16 protein-coding genes are annotated in these 16,627 nt (G+C 56.3%); 8 read left to right on the top strand and 8 right to left on the bottom strand.

Annotated elements, in window-relative coordinates:
• Positions 1-28 precede the first annotated feature (28 nt).
• The 6 genes from dnaE to RT657_RS06465 all read left to right on the top strand — a co-directional run bounded on the left by dnaE (position 29) and on the right by RT657_RS06465 (position 8,927).
• Entirely contained in the window at positions 29-3,511 is a 3,483-nt protein-coding gene (gene dnaE, locus RT657_RS06440) for a DNA polymerase III subunit alpha (RefSeq protein WP_313653173.1), read from the top strand.
• Positions 3,512-3,523: 12 nt separating this feature from the next.
• On the top strand, positions 3,524-4,480 hold the full coding sequence (gene accA, locus RT657_RS06445; RefSeq protein WP_313653174.1) for an acetyl-CoA carboxylase carboxyl transferase subunit alpha: 957 nt from the start codon (positions 3,524-3,526) through the stop codon (positions 4,478-4,480).
• 166 nt (positions 4,481-4,646) lie between these two features.
• Positions 4,647-6,797 (top strand): lysine decarboxylase LdcC, encoded by a 2,151-nt coding sequence (locus tag RT657_RS06450; protein ID WP_313653175.1) that lies wholly within the window; start codon positions 4,647-4,649, stop codon positions 6,795-6,797.
• A 63-nt stretch (positions 6,798-6,860) separates the two neighbouring features.
• Positions 6,861-7,250, top strand: coding sequence for a VOC family protein (locus RT657_RS06455; RefSeq protein ID WP_313653177.1), 390 nt, complete (start codon positions 6,861-6,863; stop codon positions 7,248-7,250).
• 52 nt (positions 7,251-7,302) lie between these two features.
• Positions 7,303-8,616, top strand: a complete 1,314-nt coding sequence (tilS, locus tag RT657_RS06460; protein WP_313653178.1) for a tRNA lysidine(34) synthetase TilS — start codon at positions 7,303-7,305, stop codon at positions 8,614-8,616.
• A gap of 2 nt (positions 8,617-8,618) precedes the next feature.
• Positions 8,619-8,927, top strand: coding sequence for a cytochrome c (locus RT657_RS06465; protein WP_313653219.1), 309 nt, complete (start codon positions 8,619-8,621; stop codon positions 8,925-8,927).
• Positions 8,928-8,966: 39 nt separating this feature from the next.
• On the opposite strand, the gene rof is transcribed toward RT657_RS06465, so the two are convergent.
• Entirely contained in the window at positions 8,967-9,227 is a 261-nt protein-coding gene (gene rof / locus RT657_RS06470) for a Rho-binding antiterminator (RefSeq protein ID WP_313653180.1), read from the bottom strand.
• A complete protein-coding gene (locus RT657_RS06475; protein ID WP_313653181.1) occupies positions 9,214-9,414 on the bottom strand; it encodes a YaeP family protein in 201 nt (66 codons plus the stop codon). Before RT657_RS06475 ends, rof begins: the two co-directional genes overlap by 14 nt.
• A 217-nt stretch (positions 9,415-9,631) precedes the next feature.
• Between RT657_RS06475 and arfB the strand changes: the two genes are divergently transcribed.
• Positions 9,632-10,042: an alternative ribosome rescue aminoacyl-tRNA hydrolase ArfB gene (gene arfB / locus RT657_RS06480; RefSeq protein WP_313653182.1), complete on the top strand. Its 411-nt coding sequence runs from the start codon at positions 9,632-9,634 to the stop codon at positions 10,040-10,042.
• A 167-nt stretch (positions 10,043-10,209) separates the two neighbouring features.
• On the opposite strand, the gene proS is transcribed toward arfB, so the two are convergent.
• From proS to metN, 6 genes are all read right to left on the bottom strand, one after another.
• Entirely contained in the window at positions 10,210-11,928 is a 1,719-nt protein-coding gene (gene proS / locus RT657_RS06485; protein ID WP_313653183.1) for a proline--tRNA ligase, read from the bottom strand.
• 88 nt (positions 11,929-12,016) lie between these two features.
• Entirely contained in the window at positions 12,017-12,721 is a 705-nt protein-coding gene (gene tsaA, locus RT657_RS06490; RefSeq protein WP_313653184.1) for a tRNA (N6-threonylcarbamoyladenosine(37)-N6)-methyltransferase TrmO, read from the bottom strand.
• Entirely contained in the window at positions 12,718-13,116 is a 399-nt protein-coding gene (rcsF, locus tag RT657_RS06495; RefSeq protein ID WP_313653185.1) for an Rcs stress response system protein RcsF, read from the bottom strand. The genes tsaA and rcsF overlap by 4 nt, the downstream gene beginning before the upstream one ends.
• Positions 13,117-13,244: 128 nt before the next feature.
• Positions 13,245-14,060, bottom strand: coding sequence for a MetQ/NlpA family lipoprotein (locus RT657_RS06500; RefSeq protein WP_313653187.1), 816 nt, complete (start codon positions 14,058-14,060; stop codon positions 13,245-13,247).
• A gap of 31 nt (positions 14,061-14,091) precedes the next feature.
• The gene (locus RT657_RS06505; RefSeq protein ID WP_313653189.1) at positions 14,092-14,745 is read right to left on the bottom strand and encodes a methionine ABC transporter permease MetI; all 654 of its coding nucleotides are present in this window, start codon (positions 14,743-14,745) and stop codon (positions 14,092-14,094) included.
• Positions 14,738-15,769: a methionine ABC transporter ATP-binding protein MetN gene (metN, locus tag RT657_RS06510; RefSeq protein ID WP_313653190.1), complete on the bottom strand. Its 1,032-nt coding sequence runs from the start codon at positions 15,767-15,769 to the stop codon at positions 14,738-14,740. Before metN ends, RT657_RS06505 begins: the two co-directional genes overlap by 8 nt.
• Positions 15,770-15,957: 188 nt before the next feature.
• Here metN and gmhB point away from each other — a divergent pair, with 188 nt between their 5' ends.
• Complete coding sequence (gene gmhB / locus RT657_RS06515; protein WP_313653191.1) at positions 15,958-16,518, top strand: D-glycero-beta-D-manno-heptose 1,7-bisphosphate 7-phosphatase; 561 nt, start codon at positions 15,958-15,960, stop codon at positions 16,516-16,518.
• Positions 16,519-16,627: the final 109 nt, after the last annotated feature.

The raw sequence follows: 16,627 nt of genomic DNA on the forward strand, positions 1-16,627 counted from the left end.
CCTGACACTGTTTTAACCGGAAACTGATATGGCTGAACCCCGTTTTATACATCTGCGTGTCCACAGTGACTATTCGATGGTTGATGGCCTGGCGAAAACCGGGCCGCTGATCAAGAAGGCGGCTGCACTCGGCATGCCCGCTATCGCCATTACCGACTTCACCAACCTGTGTGGCCTGGTAAAATTTTACGGTGGCGCACACGGCGCAGGGATAAAACCGGTTATCGGTGCCGACTTCAACGTGGCCAGCGAGCTGATGGGGGATGAGCTTACCCAGCTCACCGTACTGGCAGCGAACAATACCGGCTATCAGAATCTGACGCTGCTGATCTCCCGCGCCTATCAGCGCGGCTACGGCGTGGACGGGCCGGTCATTGACCGCGACTGGCTGATTGAGCTGCAGGAAGGGCTGATTCTGCTGTCGGGTGGCCGGCGTGGCGATGTGGGCCGCAGCCTGCTGCGGGGCAACAGCGCGCTGGTTTCTCAGTGCCTGGCGTTTTATCAGCAGCACTTTCCCGATCGCTACTACCTGGAACTGATCCGCACTGGCCGTCCAGACGAAGAGAGCTATCTGCACGCGGCGGTGGAGCTGGCGATTGCCGAAGGCATCCCGGTGGTCGCCACCAACGAAGTCTGCTTTATCAACGCCGAAGATTTTGATGCGCATGAGATCCGTGTCGCCATCCATGACGGCTATACGCTGGACGATCCCAAGCGTCCGCGCAACTACAGTCCTCAGCAATATATGCGCAGCGAAGCGGAGATGTGCGAGCTTTTCTCGGACATCCCGGAGGCGCTGGAAAACAGCGTAGAGATTGCTAAGCGTTGTAATGTAACGGTCCGGCTGGGCGAGTATTTCCTGCCACAGTTCCCGACCGGCGACATGACGACTGAAGATTATCTGGTGGTGAAATCCCGCGAGGGGCTGGAAGAGCGTCTGGTGTTTCTGTTCCCGGATGAAGAGGTGCGAGCGGCAAAACGGCCTGAATATGACGAACGTCTGGAGGTTGAGCTTAACGTTATCAACCAGATGGGGTTCCCCGGCTACTTCCTGATCGTGATGGAGTTTATCCAGTGGTCGAAGGATAACGGTGTTCCGGTCGGGCCGGGTCGTGGTTCCGGTGCTGGTTCACTGGTGGCCTATGCGCTGAAAATCACCGATATCGATCCGCTGGAATTTGATCTGCTGTTCGAACGTTTCCTGAACCCGGAACGTGTGTCGATGCCCGATTTCGACGTCGACTTCTGTATGGAGAAGCGCGACCAGGTCATTGAGCACGTCGCCGATATGTACGGACGTGAAGCGGTTTCTCAGATTATCACCTTCGGCACCATGGCGGCGAAAGCGGTCATCCGCGACGTCGGCCGCGTGCTGGGACACCCCTACGGCTTTGTGGATCGCATCTCAAAACTGATCCCGCCGGATCCCGGCATGACGCTGGAAAAAGCCTTTATTGCGGAACCGCAACTGCCTGCGATGTATGACGCAGACGAAGAGGTGAAGGCGCTGATTGACATGGCGCGTAAGCTTGAAGGGGTGACGCGTAACGCCGGTAAACATGCGGGCGGCGTGGTAATCGCACCTACAAAGATTACTGATTTTGCGCCGCTCTACTGCGATGAGCACGGCCAGTTCCCGGTCACGCAGTTCGATAAAAACGATGTGGAATATGCTGGCCTGGTGAAGTTCGACTTCCTGGGACTGCGTACGCTGACCATTATCGACTGGGCGCTGAAGATGATTAACCCGCGCCGGGAAAAGCAGGGGCTGGAGCCGATCGACATCGCCTCTATCCCGCTGGACGATAAGAAAAGCTTCGATATGCTGCAGCGTTCGGAAACCACGGCGGTATTCCAGCTTGAATCACGCGGCATGAAAGATCTGATCAAACGTCTGAAGCCCGACTGCTTCGAAGATATGATCGCACTGGTGGCGCTGTTCCGTCCGGGCCCGCTGCAGTCCGGCATGGTCGATAACTTCATCGACCGTAAGCATGGCCGGGAAGCAATCTCTTATCCCGATATCCAGTGGCAGCATGAAAGCCTGAAACCGGTTCTGGAACCGACCTATGGCATCATCCTCTATCAGGAACAGGTGATGCAGATTGCGCAGGTGCTCTCCGGGTATACCCTGGGTGGCGCGGATATGCTGCGTCGCGCCATGGGTAAAAAGAAACCTGAGGAGATGGCCAAGCAGCGATCGGTATTCCGCGACGGTGCCGAAAGCATGGGCATCGACGGCGAGCTGTCGATGAAGATCTTCGATCTGGTAGAAAAATTTGCAGGCTACGGCTTTAACAAGTCACACTCTGCGGCTTACGCCCTGGTCTCCTATCAGACATTGTGGCTGAAGGCGCACTATCCGGCCGAATTTATGGCCGCCGTGATGACCGCGGATATGGATAACACCGAGAAAGTGGTGGGGCTGGTGGATGAGTGCTGGCGTATGGGGCTGAAAGTCCTGCCGCCCGATATCAACTCCGGCCTTTATCCTTTCCATGTCAACGACGCGGGCGAAATCGTTTACGGCATCGGCGCGATTAAAGGCGTGGGTGAAGGCCCGATCGAAGCGATCATCGACGCACGAAATGAAGGCGGTTACTTCCGGGAGCTGTTTGATCTCTGCGCCCGCACCGATACCAAAAAGATTAACCGCCGGGTGATGGAAAAACTGATTATGTCCGGGGCCTTCGACCGCCTTGGACCGCACCGTGCGGCGCTGATGAGCTCACTCGGCGACGCATTGAAGGCGGCCGATCAGCACGCGAAAGCGGAAGCGATCGGTCAGGCCGACATGTTTGGCGTGCTGGCCGACGAGCCGGAGCAGATCGAGAAATCCTACGCCAGCGTGACGCCGTGGCCTGAGCAGGTGCAGCTGGATGGTGAACGGGAAACGCTGGGGCTCTATCTTACCGGTCACCCAATCAACCAGTATCTGAAAGAAATTGAGCGTTACGTTGGCGGGGTGCGCCTGAAAGATATGCATCCTACCGATCGGGGTAAGATTACCGTGGCGGCCGGTCTGGTGATCGCGGCGCGGGTAATGGTGACCAAACGCGGCAACCGAATTGGTATCTGTACTCTCGACGATCGTTCCGGTCGTCTCGAGGTGATGTTATTTACCGATGCGTTAGATAAATACCAGCAGCTGCTGGAGAAAGACCGGATCCTGATCGTCAGCGGACAGGTCAGCTTTGATGACTTCAGTGGTGGCCTTAAAATGACCGCCCGTGAAGTCATGGACATTGACGAAGCTCGCGAAAAATACGCGCGCGGACTTGCTATCTCGCTGACGGACAGGCAAATTGATGACCAGCTATTAAACCGACTCCGTCAGTCCCTGGAACCTCATCGATCAGGGACTATTCCGGTACATCTCTATTATCAGAGAGCCGACGCGCGAGCGAAGCTGCGCTTTGGTGCAGCGTGGCGAATTTCGCCCAGCGATCGTTTACTTAACGATCTGCGCTCGCTGATTGGATCGGAGCAGGTGGAACTGGAGTTTGACTAGAACAGGAACATTATGAGTCTTAATTACCTGGATTTTGAACAGCCAATTGCAGAACTGGAAGCGAAGATCGATTCGCTGACGTCGATTGGTCGTCAGGATGATAAACACATTAATCTGGATGAAGAAGTTCAGCGTCTGCGCGAGAAAAGCGTTGAGCTGACCCGTAAAATCTTCGCCGATTTAGGCGCATGGCAAATCGCGCAACTGGCGCGCCATCCTCTGCGTCCTTATACCTTTGACTACGTTCGCAATGCGTTTGACGATTTCGATGAGCTGGCGGGCGACCGCGCTTATGCGGATGACAAAGCGATTGTGGGCGGCATTGCGCGTCTTGATGGCCGTCCGGTGATGATCATCGGCCACCAGAAAGGGCGCGAAACCAAAGAGAAAATTCGCCGCAACTTCGGTATGCCTGCACCGGAAGGCTATCGCAAAGCCCTGCGCCTGATGGAGATGGCTGAGCGTTTTAACATGCCGGTCATCACCTTCATCGACACCCCAGGCGCCTATCCGGGTGTGGGTGCGGAAGAGCGCGGACAGTCTGAAGCGATTGCCCGCAACCTGCGTGAAATGTCTGGCCTGAAAGTGCCGGTGATCTGTACGGTCATCGGTGAGGGCGGTTCAGGTGGTGCGCTGGCAATCGGCGTGGGCGATAAAGTGAATATGCTGCAGTACAGCACCTATTCCGTTATCTCGCCGGAAGGCTGTGCCTCCATTCTGTGGAAAAGCGCGGATAAAGCCCCGCTGGCCGCAGAAGCGATGGGTATCACCGCTAACCGTCTGAAAGAGTTGAAGCTGATTGACGCAGTGATCCCTGAGCCTCTGGGTGGTGCGCATCGTCATCCGGTTGATATGGCGCAGTCGCTGAAACAGCAGCTGCTGGCGGATCTGGCCGAGCTCGACGAACTCAGCACAGAAGAGCTGCTGGATCGTCGTTATCAGCGCCTGATGAGCTACGGCTACGCCTGATTCATCCTTCTCTATAAAAGCGGACTCCGGTCCGCTTTTTTTATGCCCCCGGTTTACCTTCACGCCCGAACCGCCTTTTTCAGCGCCATCCGATCGCCCCGTGGCTACACCTTCCGCGGGTTAGCGGTTATGCTTGATCGGTTCCATCACAATCAGGGAGAGGGCTTTGAATATTCTGGCGATCATGGGCGCGCACGGCGTGTTTTATAAAGATGAACCGTTACGCGAACTCGACGCGGCGTTAAATCTGCAAGGCTTCCAGCTGCTTTACCCCAGGAACAGTGATGACCTGCTAAAACTGATCGAGCACAATCCGCGCATCAGTGGCGTCATCTTCGACTGGGATGCGCACAACAGTCCGGAACTGTGCGGCGAGATCAATCAGCTCAACGAATACCTGCCACTCTATGCATTTATCAACACCCACTCGCAGATGGACATCAGTATCAATGAGATCCGCATGCCACTGCACTTCTTCGAGTATGCGCTGAATGCCGCCGACGATATCGCGCTGCATATCCGGCAGTATACGGATGATTATATTGAGCACATCACGCCACCGCTGACCCGGGCGCTGTTCACCTATGTGAAGGAGGGAAAGTATACCTTCTGCACGCCGGGGCACATGGCGGGCACGGCCTTTCAGAAGAGCCCTGTTGGCTGTCTGTTCTACGATTTCTTCGGGGCGAATACCCTGAAGTCGGATATCTCCATTTCCGTCACCGAGCTGGGGTCGCTGCTGGATCACACTGGCCCGCATCTGGAAGCCGAAGAGTATATCGCTCGCACCTTTGGCGCCGAGCAGAGCTATATGGTGACCAACGGCACCTCCACGTCGAATAAGATCGTCGGGATGTATGCCGCCTCTGCCGGCAGCACGGTGCTGATCGACCGTAACTGCCATAAGTCGCTGACTCATCTGCTGATGATGAGCGATCTGATCCCTGTCTGGCTGAAGCCGACCCGCAATGCGCTGGGGATCCTGGGTGGCATTCCGAAACAGGAGTTCACCCGCGACAGCATTGCAGAAAAAGTGGCGGCTATTGACCGCGCCAGCTGGCCGGTGCATGCGGTGATCACCAACTCGACCTATGATGGGCTGCTCTATAACACGCAGTACATCAAAGAGACGCTCGATGTGCCGTCGATTCATTTTGATTCGGCCTGGGTGCCGTACACCAATTTTCACCCGATCTATGCCGGTAAAAGCGGTATGAGCGGCGAGCGTATTCCGGGCAAGGTGGTCTATGAAACGCAGTCGACCCATAAACTGCTGGCTGCGTTTTCGCAGGCTTCACTGATTCATATTAAAGGCGACTACGACGAACAGACCTTTAACGAAGCCTATATGATGCACACCACCACCTCGCCGAATTACGCGATTGTCTCGTCGATTGAAACGGCCGCCGCAATGCTGCGGGGTAATCCCGGTAAGCGACTGATCAATCGTTCGGTCGAGCGGGCGCTGCACTTCCGTCGAGAGATCCAGCGCCTGCGCGAAGAGTCCGATAGCTGGTTCTTCGATATCTGGCAGCCGGAAGAGATCGATGAAGCACAGTGCTGGCCGATCCAGCCGGGAGATGAGGCGTGGCACGGCTTCACACATGCCGATCGCGATCATCTGTACCTCGATCCCATTAAGGTAACGATCCTGACGCCGGGCATGAGCGAACTGGGTGAGATGGCGGAAGAGGGGATTCCGGCGGCGCTGGTAGCGAAGTTCCTCGACGAGCGCGGTATCGTGGTAGAGAAAACCGGCCCCTATAACCTGCTGTTCCTGTTCAGCATCGGCATCGATAAAACCAAAGCGATGAGCGTGCTGCGTGGCCTGACTGAGTTTAAGCGCGCCTACGATCTCAATCTGCGGGTCAAAAACATGCTGCCGGATCTCTACGCGGAAGATCCCGACTTCTATCGCAACATGCGGATTCAGACGCTGGCGCAGGGGATCCATCAGCTGATCCGGCATCACGATCTGCCACGGCTGATGCTGCAGGCGTTTGATGTGCTGCCCGAGATGAAGATGACGCCTCACCAGGCCTTCCAGCAGCAGGTCAGAGGCAATGTCGAAACGGTGGATCTCAGCGAGCTGGTGGGCCGGGTGTCGGCCAATATGATTCTGCCTTATCCGCCAGGCGTGCCGCTGGTGATGCCGGGAGAGATGATCACCGAAAAAAGCCGGGTAGTGCTCGATTTCCTGCTGATGCTGTGCAGTATCGGCCGGCACTATCCGGGCTTTGAAACCGATATTCACGGCGCGACCCTGACGGAAGAGGGTGAGTATCGCGTCCGTGTGCTGAAAAACACCGCTGACTAACCGTCAGCTGACGCTCAGTAGCAGGGGATCTGCGGATCGCCTGCCCGAATCAGGACAGTAACCATGTTGCAGTTAAACGCGATTCACCATATCGCCATCATCGCCTCCGACTACGCACGCAGCAAAGCCTTCTATTGTGACGTGCTGGGTTTTCGTCTGATGGGCGAATATTACCGCGAGGCGCGCGACTCCTGGAAGGGCGATCTGGCCCTGCAGGGTCGCTATACCATTGAGCTGTTCTCGTTTCCCGAACCACCGGCCCGCGTCTCGCATCCTGAGGCGTGCGGGCTGCGGCACCTGGCCTTTACCGTGCCGGATGTTGCCGCTGCCGTGGCGGCCCTGGCCGACAAAGGGGTGATCTGCGAGCCGGTCCGCATCGACGAACTGACGGGTAAAGCGTGCACCTTCTTCGCCGATCCGGACGGTTTGCCGCTGGAGCTTTATCAGGCGTAAAATAGCGCGCTCAGCGGGCCACATCCGGTGGCCCGATCGACCGGATTCTCGCATGCCTGCTCCCGCTTTTGATGTCCTGTTGCCATCCGATGCCGCGCTGGTGGTGGCATTCAGCGGTGGACTCGACTCCACCGTGCTGCTGCACCAGCTTCTTGCCTGGCAGCAGCAGCATCCTCAGTCATCTCTGCGGGCACTGCATGTGCATCATGGGTTAAGCCCGAATGCCGATCGCTGGGCGGCACACTGTCAGGCGCGCTGTGCAGAGTGGCAACTGCCGTGTGAGGTGCTGCGCGTCAGTGTGGATGGACGCGACAGCGGCATTGAAGCGGCGGCCCGCACAGCACGTTATGAGGCGCTGAGTGCGGCCCTGCGGCCGGGCGAGATGTTACTCACCGCGCAGCATCTTAATGACCAGTGCGAAACTTTTCTGCTGGCGCTGAAGCGTGGCAGCGGGCCTGCCGGACTGGCGGCGATGCCCGCGGTGCGCACGCTGGGTGCTCATCTGCTGGTCCGTCCGCTGCTCAATCAGTCGCGACAGGCGCTCGAAGCCTACGCCGACCGGCATCAGCTGCGCTGGATTGAGGATGAGAGCAATCAGGATCTCCGCTACGACCGTAACTTCCTGCGGCAGCAACTGCTGCCTGAACTCCATCAGCGCTGGCCGCATTTTGCTGAGGCGACTGCCCGAAGTGCGGCGTTGTGCAGCGAGCAGGAGCAGTTACTGGATGAGCTGCTGGCCGACGCGCTTTCCGGGCTGATCCAGCCAGACGGCAGCCTCTGTTTTACGCCGCTGCTGCGCATGAGTGAGCCGCGGGCGAATGCGTTATTACGCCGCTGGATCGCCGGGCAGGGTGGGGTAATGCCGTCCCGCGATGCGCTGAAACGTCTCCGGCAGGAAGTGATGGCGAGCCGGGAAGATGCGCAGCCGCGGTTGCGACTGGGTGAGGCTGAAGTGCGGCGTTACCGACAGCAACTCTACTGGCTGCCGTTGCAGGATTCACTGCGCGACCGCGTGCTGGCATGGGCCGATCTCAGCCAGCCGCTGACGTTACCGCAGCACCTCGGCACGCTGCACGCCAGTCGGGCAGCGTGCCAGTTGCGCTATCCGCGTCCGGATGAGCAGGTCAGCGTACGGTTTCATGCTCAGGGCCGCGTCCATCTGGCAGGACGCAATGGCGGCAGGGAGATCAAAAAGGTGTGGCAGGCGTTACAGATACCGCCGTGGCAGCGGGAACGGCTGCCGTTAATTTTTTACAACCAGACGCTGGTCTCCTCGCCAGACCTCTTTATCACCCGGGATGGCGCCGCCGTCGATGCACCGGGCTGGCAGGTCGTGTGGGATCGGACATCCGGTTCAGGAGAGTAATGATGAAACAGTGGTTTGTTGTCTGCCTGGTCGCGACTGCTTTACCGGTGTGGGCGACGGGTGAGGCTCAGCGTGGCGCAGAGAAAGCAGGCAGTTGTCTGGCCTGTCATGGCGCACAAGGAAAAGCTGCGGCACCGATCTATCCGAATCTGGCCGGGCAGAATGCTGCGTATCTGGAACTGGCTCTGCAGGCTTACAAAAAGGGCGAACGCAGTGGCGGTCAGGCCGAGGTGATGAAAGCATTTGTGGCGGGATTAAGCGACAGCGACATGGCAGATCTGGCGGCGTATTACAGTTCGTTGCAGCCCTGAGTGTGACAGGGCGGGGAAGTCCCGCCCGGATAACGTGAATTACTCTGCGCTGACAACCACCGTTCCCAGCTCGGGGTGGGTGAAGCTGGCGATATGATCAAGACGTAAGTCGCGATGTTCACTGGCCAGATCGATAGAGAGATATTCGACGTTTTTGCGTGAAAAGATCTCTCTGGCCTTCGCCCTGAGCTGCTCACCATCTTTCATTTCCAGCGACAGCATCCAGTGGTTCTGACAGGCGAGTTCCAGGTTATCGTAATCATCGCAATTGATGGGTTGGTACGCTTCATTTATCAACATAGTCGCTCACCAATAAGTTAGCAGCGGCCCAGGCCGCCTGTTCCCTGACAGAAGAGTTTAGCTCACTATTTGCGGCAATATCATTAAGCGCCTTCAATGCGCAGCCAATCGCATCCGGTATGTAACCTAAATCCCCGCTGCCGATTTCGGCATATTTCCGGCGAACTAACTCACAATAATTGTGCACATGGCCCTCCTCATCAGAGTGTTAATACCCTGGTTAACTGGCGACTATACCATAGCCATTCGGAGGAAATCAGCCCGTGTAAAGCAGGAAGCGTATGCGAATCACTGCTAAAGTGACAGATTCCGCGGGTTCATGTGGAGAGCGTGGAAGCACAAAAGGTTAAGTTGATGAACAGGTTATCAGAGGTCAATGTTATGAAGCAGTGGGGAGGGGAGTGATGGTAATGCTGTCCCGTCTGGTTGAGATCCCGGACAGTGAGATTGAGCTGACGGCGATACGCGCTCAGGGCGCGGGTGGACAACATGTTAATAAAGCCAGCACGGCTATCCATCTGCGTTTTGACATTGCTGCCTCTTCGCTGCCCGCCTTCTATAAAGAGCGGCTGCTCTCCGCCAGCCATCATCTGATTACCGGTGAGGGGGTGGTGGTGATCAAGGCGCAGGAGTATCGCAGTCAGGAGATGAATCGCGAAGCGGCGCTGCAGCGCCTGGTGAATCTGATCCGCGAACTGAGTACGGTCGAAAAAGCGCGTCGCGCCACGCGGCCAACCCGCGCGTCGAAAGAGCGGCGTCTGGAAGGCAAAGCGCGTCGCAGCACAACGAAAGCGATGCGCGGCAAAGTACAATAAAAAACGGTCCGCAGATGGGGCGATGCTGATAACAGTCGTGGCGAAGCGCACACGACGGCTGAGGGAACGGAGGCAGATCGCCACGTCGCAGAATGACTCATGGCGGTCAGGTCAGTGCCCTATAGTAAAAGGCCCCGCAAGCGGGGCCTCTGAGTAACACTGGCGTCTTACTTATTCAGCGCTTTCAGCAGGAACGCCACGATTTCATCCTGCTTGATCATCTGCTTGTCGCCGCCACGCCGGGATTTATATTCAATCTCCTGGTTGTCGAGATTGCGATCGCCAATGACGATGGTGTGCGGCACACCGATCAGTTCCATATCTGCGAACATCACGCCCGGACGCTCTTTACGGTCATCCAGAATCACCTCAACACCTTTAGCGCGCAGAGTGGCATACAGCTCTTCCGCCAGCTCTTTCACGCGGAACGATTTCTGCATATTCATCGGCAGAATGGCGACTTCGAAAGGTGCCAGCGCATCTGGCCAGATGATGCCGCGCTCGTCGTGGTTCTGCTCAATCGCAGCCGCCACCACGCGGGTGATGCCGATACCGTAGCAGCCCATGCTCATTACCTGGTTACGGCCATCTTCGCCCTGCACAGAGGCTTTCAGCGCGTCAGAATATTTGGTACCGAGCTGGAAAATGTGACCCACTTCGATGCCGCGTTTGATCTGCAGCGTACCTTTGCCATCCGGGCTCAAATCGCCTTCAACCACGTTACGGATATCGGCCACGCTGGCCAGCGGCAGATCGCGCTCCCAGTTAATGCCAAAGTAGTGCTTACCATCGACGTTAGCACCGGCGCTGAAGTCACTCATCTTCGCGACGGTACGGTCAGCGATGATCGGCATCTGCAGGCCTACAGGGCCGATAGAACCCGGTCCGGCACCTACGGCGGCGCGGATCTCCTCTTCCGTGGCGAACACCAGCGGTGACGCGACGATAGTCGACTTCTCCGCTTTGATTTCGTTAAGCTGATGATCGCCGCGGACCAGCAGGGCAACCAGCGCATGACCGCTCTCTTCGGCGCCTTTCACAATCAGCGTCTTCACGGTTTTTTCCACTGGCACACTGAACTGCTCAACCAGTTCTGCAATGGTTTTTGCGTCTGGTGTCTCAATCAGCTGCATTGTCTGCGAAGGCGCTGCACGTTCACCGGCCGGTTCAACCGCCTCGGCCAGCTCAATATTGGCAGCGTAATCCGACTCGGTAGAGAAGATGACATCGTCTTCACCGCTCTGGGCCAGAACCTGAAACTCATGCGAAGCACTGCCGCCGATTGAACCGGTGTCGGCCTGGACGGCGCGGAAATCCAGCCCCATACGGCTGAAGATCTGGCTGTAAGCGCGATACATCGCATCGTAAGTTTCCTGCAGCGATTCCTGCGAAACGTGGAAGGAGTAGGCGTCTTTCATAGTGAATTCGCGTGAGCGCATTACACCGAAACGCGGACGTACTTCGTCACGGAACTTAGTCTGAATCTGATACAGATTGAGTGGCAACTGCTTATAGGAGCTCAGCTCATTGCGGATCAGGTCAGTGACCACCTCTTCATGCGTCGGGCCCAGCACGAACGGACGCTCATGGCGATCCGCAATACGCAGCAGTTCCGGGCCATACTCCTCCCAGCGACCGCTTTCCTGCCACAGGTCGGCGGGCTGTACAACCGGCATTAAAATCTCAACCGCGCCCGCGTTGTTCATCTCTTCGCGAACGATGTTTTCAACTTTTTTCAGCACGCGAACCCCGGTCGGTAACCAGGTGTAGAGGCCGGAAGCCAGTTTGCGGATCATACCGGCGCGCAGCATCAGCTGGTGGCTAATCACTTCAGCGTCGGAAGGCGTCTCTTTCTGAGTAGAGAGCAGATATTGAGTAGTGCGCATTGATTACGGTTCCAGTTAATCGGAAAGTCACAGACGAATTTTGCTGGCGGCTAGTGTACCAGCGAGATCACTGGCTCAAAAGCGGGTTTTAACGCGGGTCGATAGCGATCACTTCCGTACCGGCGTCATCAACACGCCAGCGGACATTGAAATCCATCAGCCAGGCTGCGTATTCGCGATCCAGTGTTTCGCCCTTGCGATAAGCGGGACGGGGATCCTGGGCCAGCACCTCATGGATAAAACGGGCCAGATGGGGATAGCGCGACTGCTGCTGAAGCTGCTGCTGCGCCAGTGCTGAAAAGCGAACCGGCATATCCGCCGCCGGGGCAGTCGGGGCAAAACCTGAACGAGCATCGGGCACGGCTTCGGCAAAGGGCAGATAGGGCTTGATATCCACCACTGGCGTGCCATCGACCAGATCCAGACTGCCCAGCTGCAGGATCACCTGCTGTTTTTCCGTTCTGATGCCCCTCAGCTCGACCAGCGACATGCCAATGGGATTGGGACGGAACGTTGAACGGGTGGCAAATACCCCCATACGCACATTGCCGCCCAGCCGGGGAGGGCGAACGGTCGGGCGCCAGCCTCCCGCCATCGTCTGATGGAAGACAAACAGCAGCCAGAGATGGCTGAAATCTTCCAGTCCGCGCACCGCCTCCGGCTGATTGTAGGGCGCCTGCAGATGGAGTTCGCCAACGCCATCCTGCACCAGGCCGGGCTGACGCGGAACGGCAAACTTCTCCTTCCAGGGGGAACGGATCACCCCGACTTGCGCGAAGGCAAATTCACTCATTGATTGCTGACTTTAAGTGCAGACCCCTGACATACCGCCTGACGATAGCAGCCTGGCGTGCCGGTCACGATTTCACATTTATGGAGCAGCACCGCATTCGCTTTCATCTGTGATGCTTTGATCTGCAGGCGTTTACGGGCAGTGGCGATATTAGCTGGCGAGTTCTGGTTGCTGAGCTGGCAATCTTCAGCGGAGACTTCACCGAGATCGCGGAAGGGTTTGCTGACCAGATCGGCGGCGTCGGTATAGAGCTTAACCGGGGCCGGACGTGCCGCAGGTTTGCGGGCCGGTTCACTGGACTGCTGCGGCCGGGACGGTGCGCTGCTTATCGGGTGATACTCATGAACGCACCCTGTCAGCATCAATGCTAACAAGCAGAGCGGTAAAAAACGCATGGCAACATCCTCAGGTTTCAAAAAGTGGCGTTATTGAAACAAGGACAAGAATAAATAACAAGTCGGGCAGGGGCGCCAGTAACAGAAAGGGCGGCACAGTGCCGCCCTCAGGGAGATGAATCGCTGAATTACCAGCCTTTCACGGCGCCGCCGTTGAAGACTTTGTTAGCGGCTTCGTTGACTTCGTCAGACTGATAAGCCTGAACGAATTTCTTCACGTTTTCCGCATCTTTGTTATCTTCGCGCGCCACGATCAGGTTCACGTAAGGTGAATCTTTATCTTCAACGAAGATACCATCTTTGGCAGGCGTCAGGCCGATCTGGCTGGCGTAAGTGGTGTTGATCACCGCCAGCGCGATTTGCTGGTCATCCAGTGAGCGTGGCAGCTGAGGCGCTTCCAGCTCAACAATTTTCAGATGCTTTGGATTCTCGGTGATGTCGAGCACGGTCGGCAGCAGGCCAGTACCCTCTTTCAGTTTGATCAGACCCACTTTCTGCAGCAGCAGCAGGGTGCGGCCCAGGTTGGTCGGATCGTTGGGAATGGCGATCTGTGCGCCATCCTGCAGCTCGTCCAGGGATTTGATCTTCTTCGAGTAGCCCGCGATAGGGTAAACGAAGGAGTTACCCACGGACACCAGCTTGTAGCCACGATCCTTGATCTGCTGATCCAGATAAGGCTTATGCTGGAAGGCGTTGACGTCGATGTCGCCTTTGCTCAGCGCTTCATTCGGCAGGACATAGTCGTTGAAGGTCACCAGCTCAACGTCCAGACCATACTTATCTTTAGCGACTTTCTGCGCGGCTTCAGCAACCTGCTGCTCAGCGCCGACAATCACGCCGACTTTAATATGATTAGGATCTTTCTCTTTTTGATCGCATCCTGCCAGCGCAATCGCGCCAATCAGTGCACCCACAGCGGCAATTTTCTTGAATCTGAAAGACATATCCTTTCCTTAATAATGTGATATTGCTGGCTTACTTATGGGACACAGCACGCACAATGCGGTCGCCACAGAATTGAATGAGATACACCAAAATCACTAACAACACCAATACTGTATTCATCACGGTCGCGTTGTATCCGATATAACCATACTGATAACCAATCTGGCCCAGACCACCGGCACCGACTGCGCCACCCATGGCTGAGTAACCGACCAGAGTAATCAGAGTAATGGTCGCCGCATTCACCAGGCCCGGCATCGCTTCGGGCAGCAGGACTTTACGGATAATCTGAATCGGCGTGGCACCCATGGCACGTGACGCTTCAATCAGGCCGGTAGGCAGTTCCAGCAGGGCATTCTCCACCATACGGGCGATAAAGGGCGCGGCACCGACGGTTAATGGCACGATGGCCGCCTGCAGTCCGATTGAGGTGCCCACAATGACGCGCGTAAAGGGGATCATCCAGACCAGTAAGATAATGAAAGGAATGGAGCGGAAGATATTCACCAGCGCGGAAAGCACGCGGTAAAGCCCCTGATTCTGCAGAATCTGTCCCGGACGGGTGACATAGAGCAGAACCCCGACCGGCAGACCCAGCACGAAACCGAAAAAGCCTGAGACGAAGGTCATCATCAGCGTTTCCCACACGCCCCGTCCCAGCAACCAGATCATCGCTTCAGACATAACCTAACACCTCTACTTTCACATGATTCTCCTGCAGCCAGGCGATGGCCACGCTGATATCGCTTGCTGTACCGTGCATTTCGGCCAGCATGATGCCGAACTTCACGCCACCGGCATAATCCATCTGGGCACTGATAATATTGTTATTAACATTGTAACGACGCGCCGCTTCGGAAAGCAGGGGCGCATCAACCGATTTGCCAGTGAACTCCAGTCGCAGCAACGGTACGGTACCCTCAGCAGCGGTGGCCGATAAACGCTGCTGATAATCGTCCGGGATATCCAGATGCAGTGTGGACTGAATAAACTGCTGTGCCAGTGGCGTTTTAGGATGAGAGAAGACCTCGCTGACGCTATCTTTCTCAATCAGCTCACCCTGGCTGATGACGGCAACCTGATCGCAGATGCGTTTCACCACATCCATCTCATGGGTGATCAGCAGAATGGTCAGCCCCAGACGACGGTTAATGTCTTTCAATAGCTCAAGGATAGAACGGGTGGTTGCCGGGTCCAGTGCGCTGGTGGCTTCATCACACAGCAGAACTTTAGGGTTGCTTGCCAGCGCACGGGCAATGGCGACACGCTGCTTCTGTCCGCCCGACAGGTTAGCGGGCCAGGCATCATGCTTATCTGATAATCCCACCAGTTCCAGTAGCTCAGCGACGCGGGCATTGATCTGCGCGCGTGAGAGATTGCCGAGTTCCAGGGGCAGAGACACGTTACCCGCAACGGTACGGGAGTTCATCAGGTTGAAGTGCTGGAAGATCATGCCAATCTGACGACGCGCCTGGGTGAGCTGACGCTCATTCAGCGCTGTCAGATCGGTACCGTCAACCAGTACGCGGCCCGAGGTCGGACGCTCCAGCAGATTGACGCAACGAATCAGCGTACTTTTGCCGGCACCGGAAGCCCCGATGACGCCATAAATTTGTCCTGCAGGCACATGCAGGCTGACGTCATTTAACGCCGCTATCGTTCGCGTGCCCTGCTGGAAGACCTTGGTGATATTTTCTAGTTTAATCATTGTGTTATTTATTATCGTGTTGCGTGGTCCGTGGTGTGGGAAACCTCGTCGCTTTTATCCAGGATAAAGCTGAACGGATGTTAAGGCATCCAGACGTCTAAATCAATCGAAGTGATACAATCTGACATTCTCCCTTTTATCGCAATCATGCGATACTGATCGGCAATATCTACAGCAGGAGTTTCTACGTGGCGAATAAAGTCCCCGCTATTTTTCTTGATCGTGATGGCACCCTTAATGTCGACAATGGCTATGTCCATGAGATCGATAACTTTCAGTTTATTGAAGGTACGATTGAAGCGTTGCAGCAGCTTAAAGCAATGGGCTTTGCGCTGGTGGTGGTTACCAACCAGTCTGGCATCGCCCGCGGTATGTTTACCGAAGATACCTTTATGCAGCTGACCGAATGGATGGACTGGTCACTGGCCGATCGCGACGTGGATCTCGACGGCATCTATTTTTGTCCTCATCATCCCGACGCAACAGTAGAAGAGTTCCGCCAGGCGTGTGACTGCCGTAAACCTCAGCCGGGCATGCTGTTGATGGCACAGGAAGAGCTGAACATTGATATGGCGGCTTCCTATATGGTCGGCGACAAGCTGGAAGATATGCTGGCAGGGCAGGCCGCCGGTGTCGGCACAAAAGTACTGGTGCGCAGTGGGAAACCGGTGACGGCCGAGGGGGAAGCTGCAGCAGATTGGGTATTAAACAGTCTGGCAGAGCTGCCGGATCGTATTAAAAAGGGGTAAAAACGGCGCTTTTGTGCAAATTTCAGACGAACAGAAAAAAAGTCTCACTTTGTACTTGCGCTATCCGAACCGTTCCCTATAATGCGCCTCCATCAACACGGCACACCGG

The organism is Pantoea sp., assembly GCF_032114055.1.
Lineage (GTDB): Bacteria > Pseudomonadota > Gammaproteobacteria > Enterobacterales > Enterobacteriaceae > Pantoea.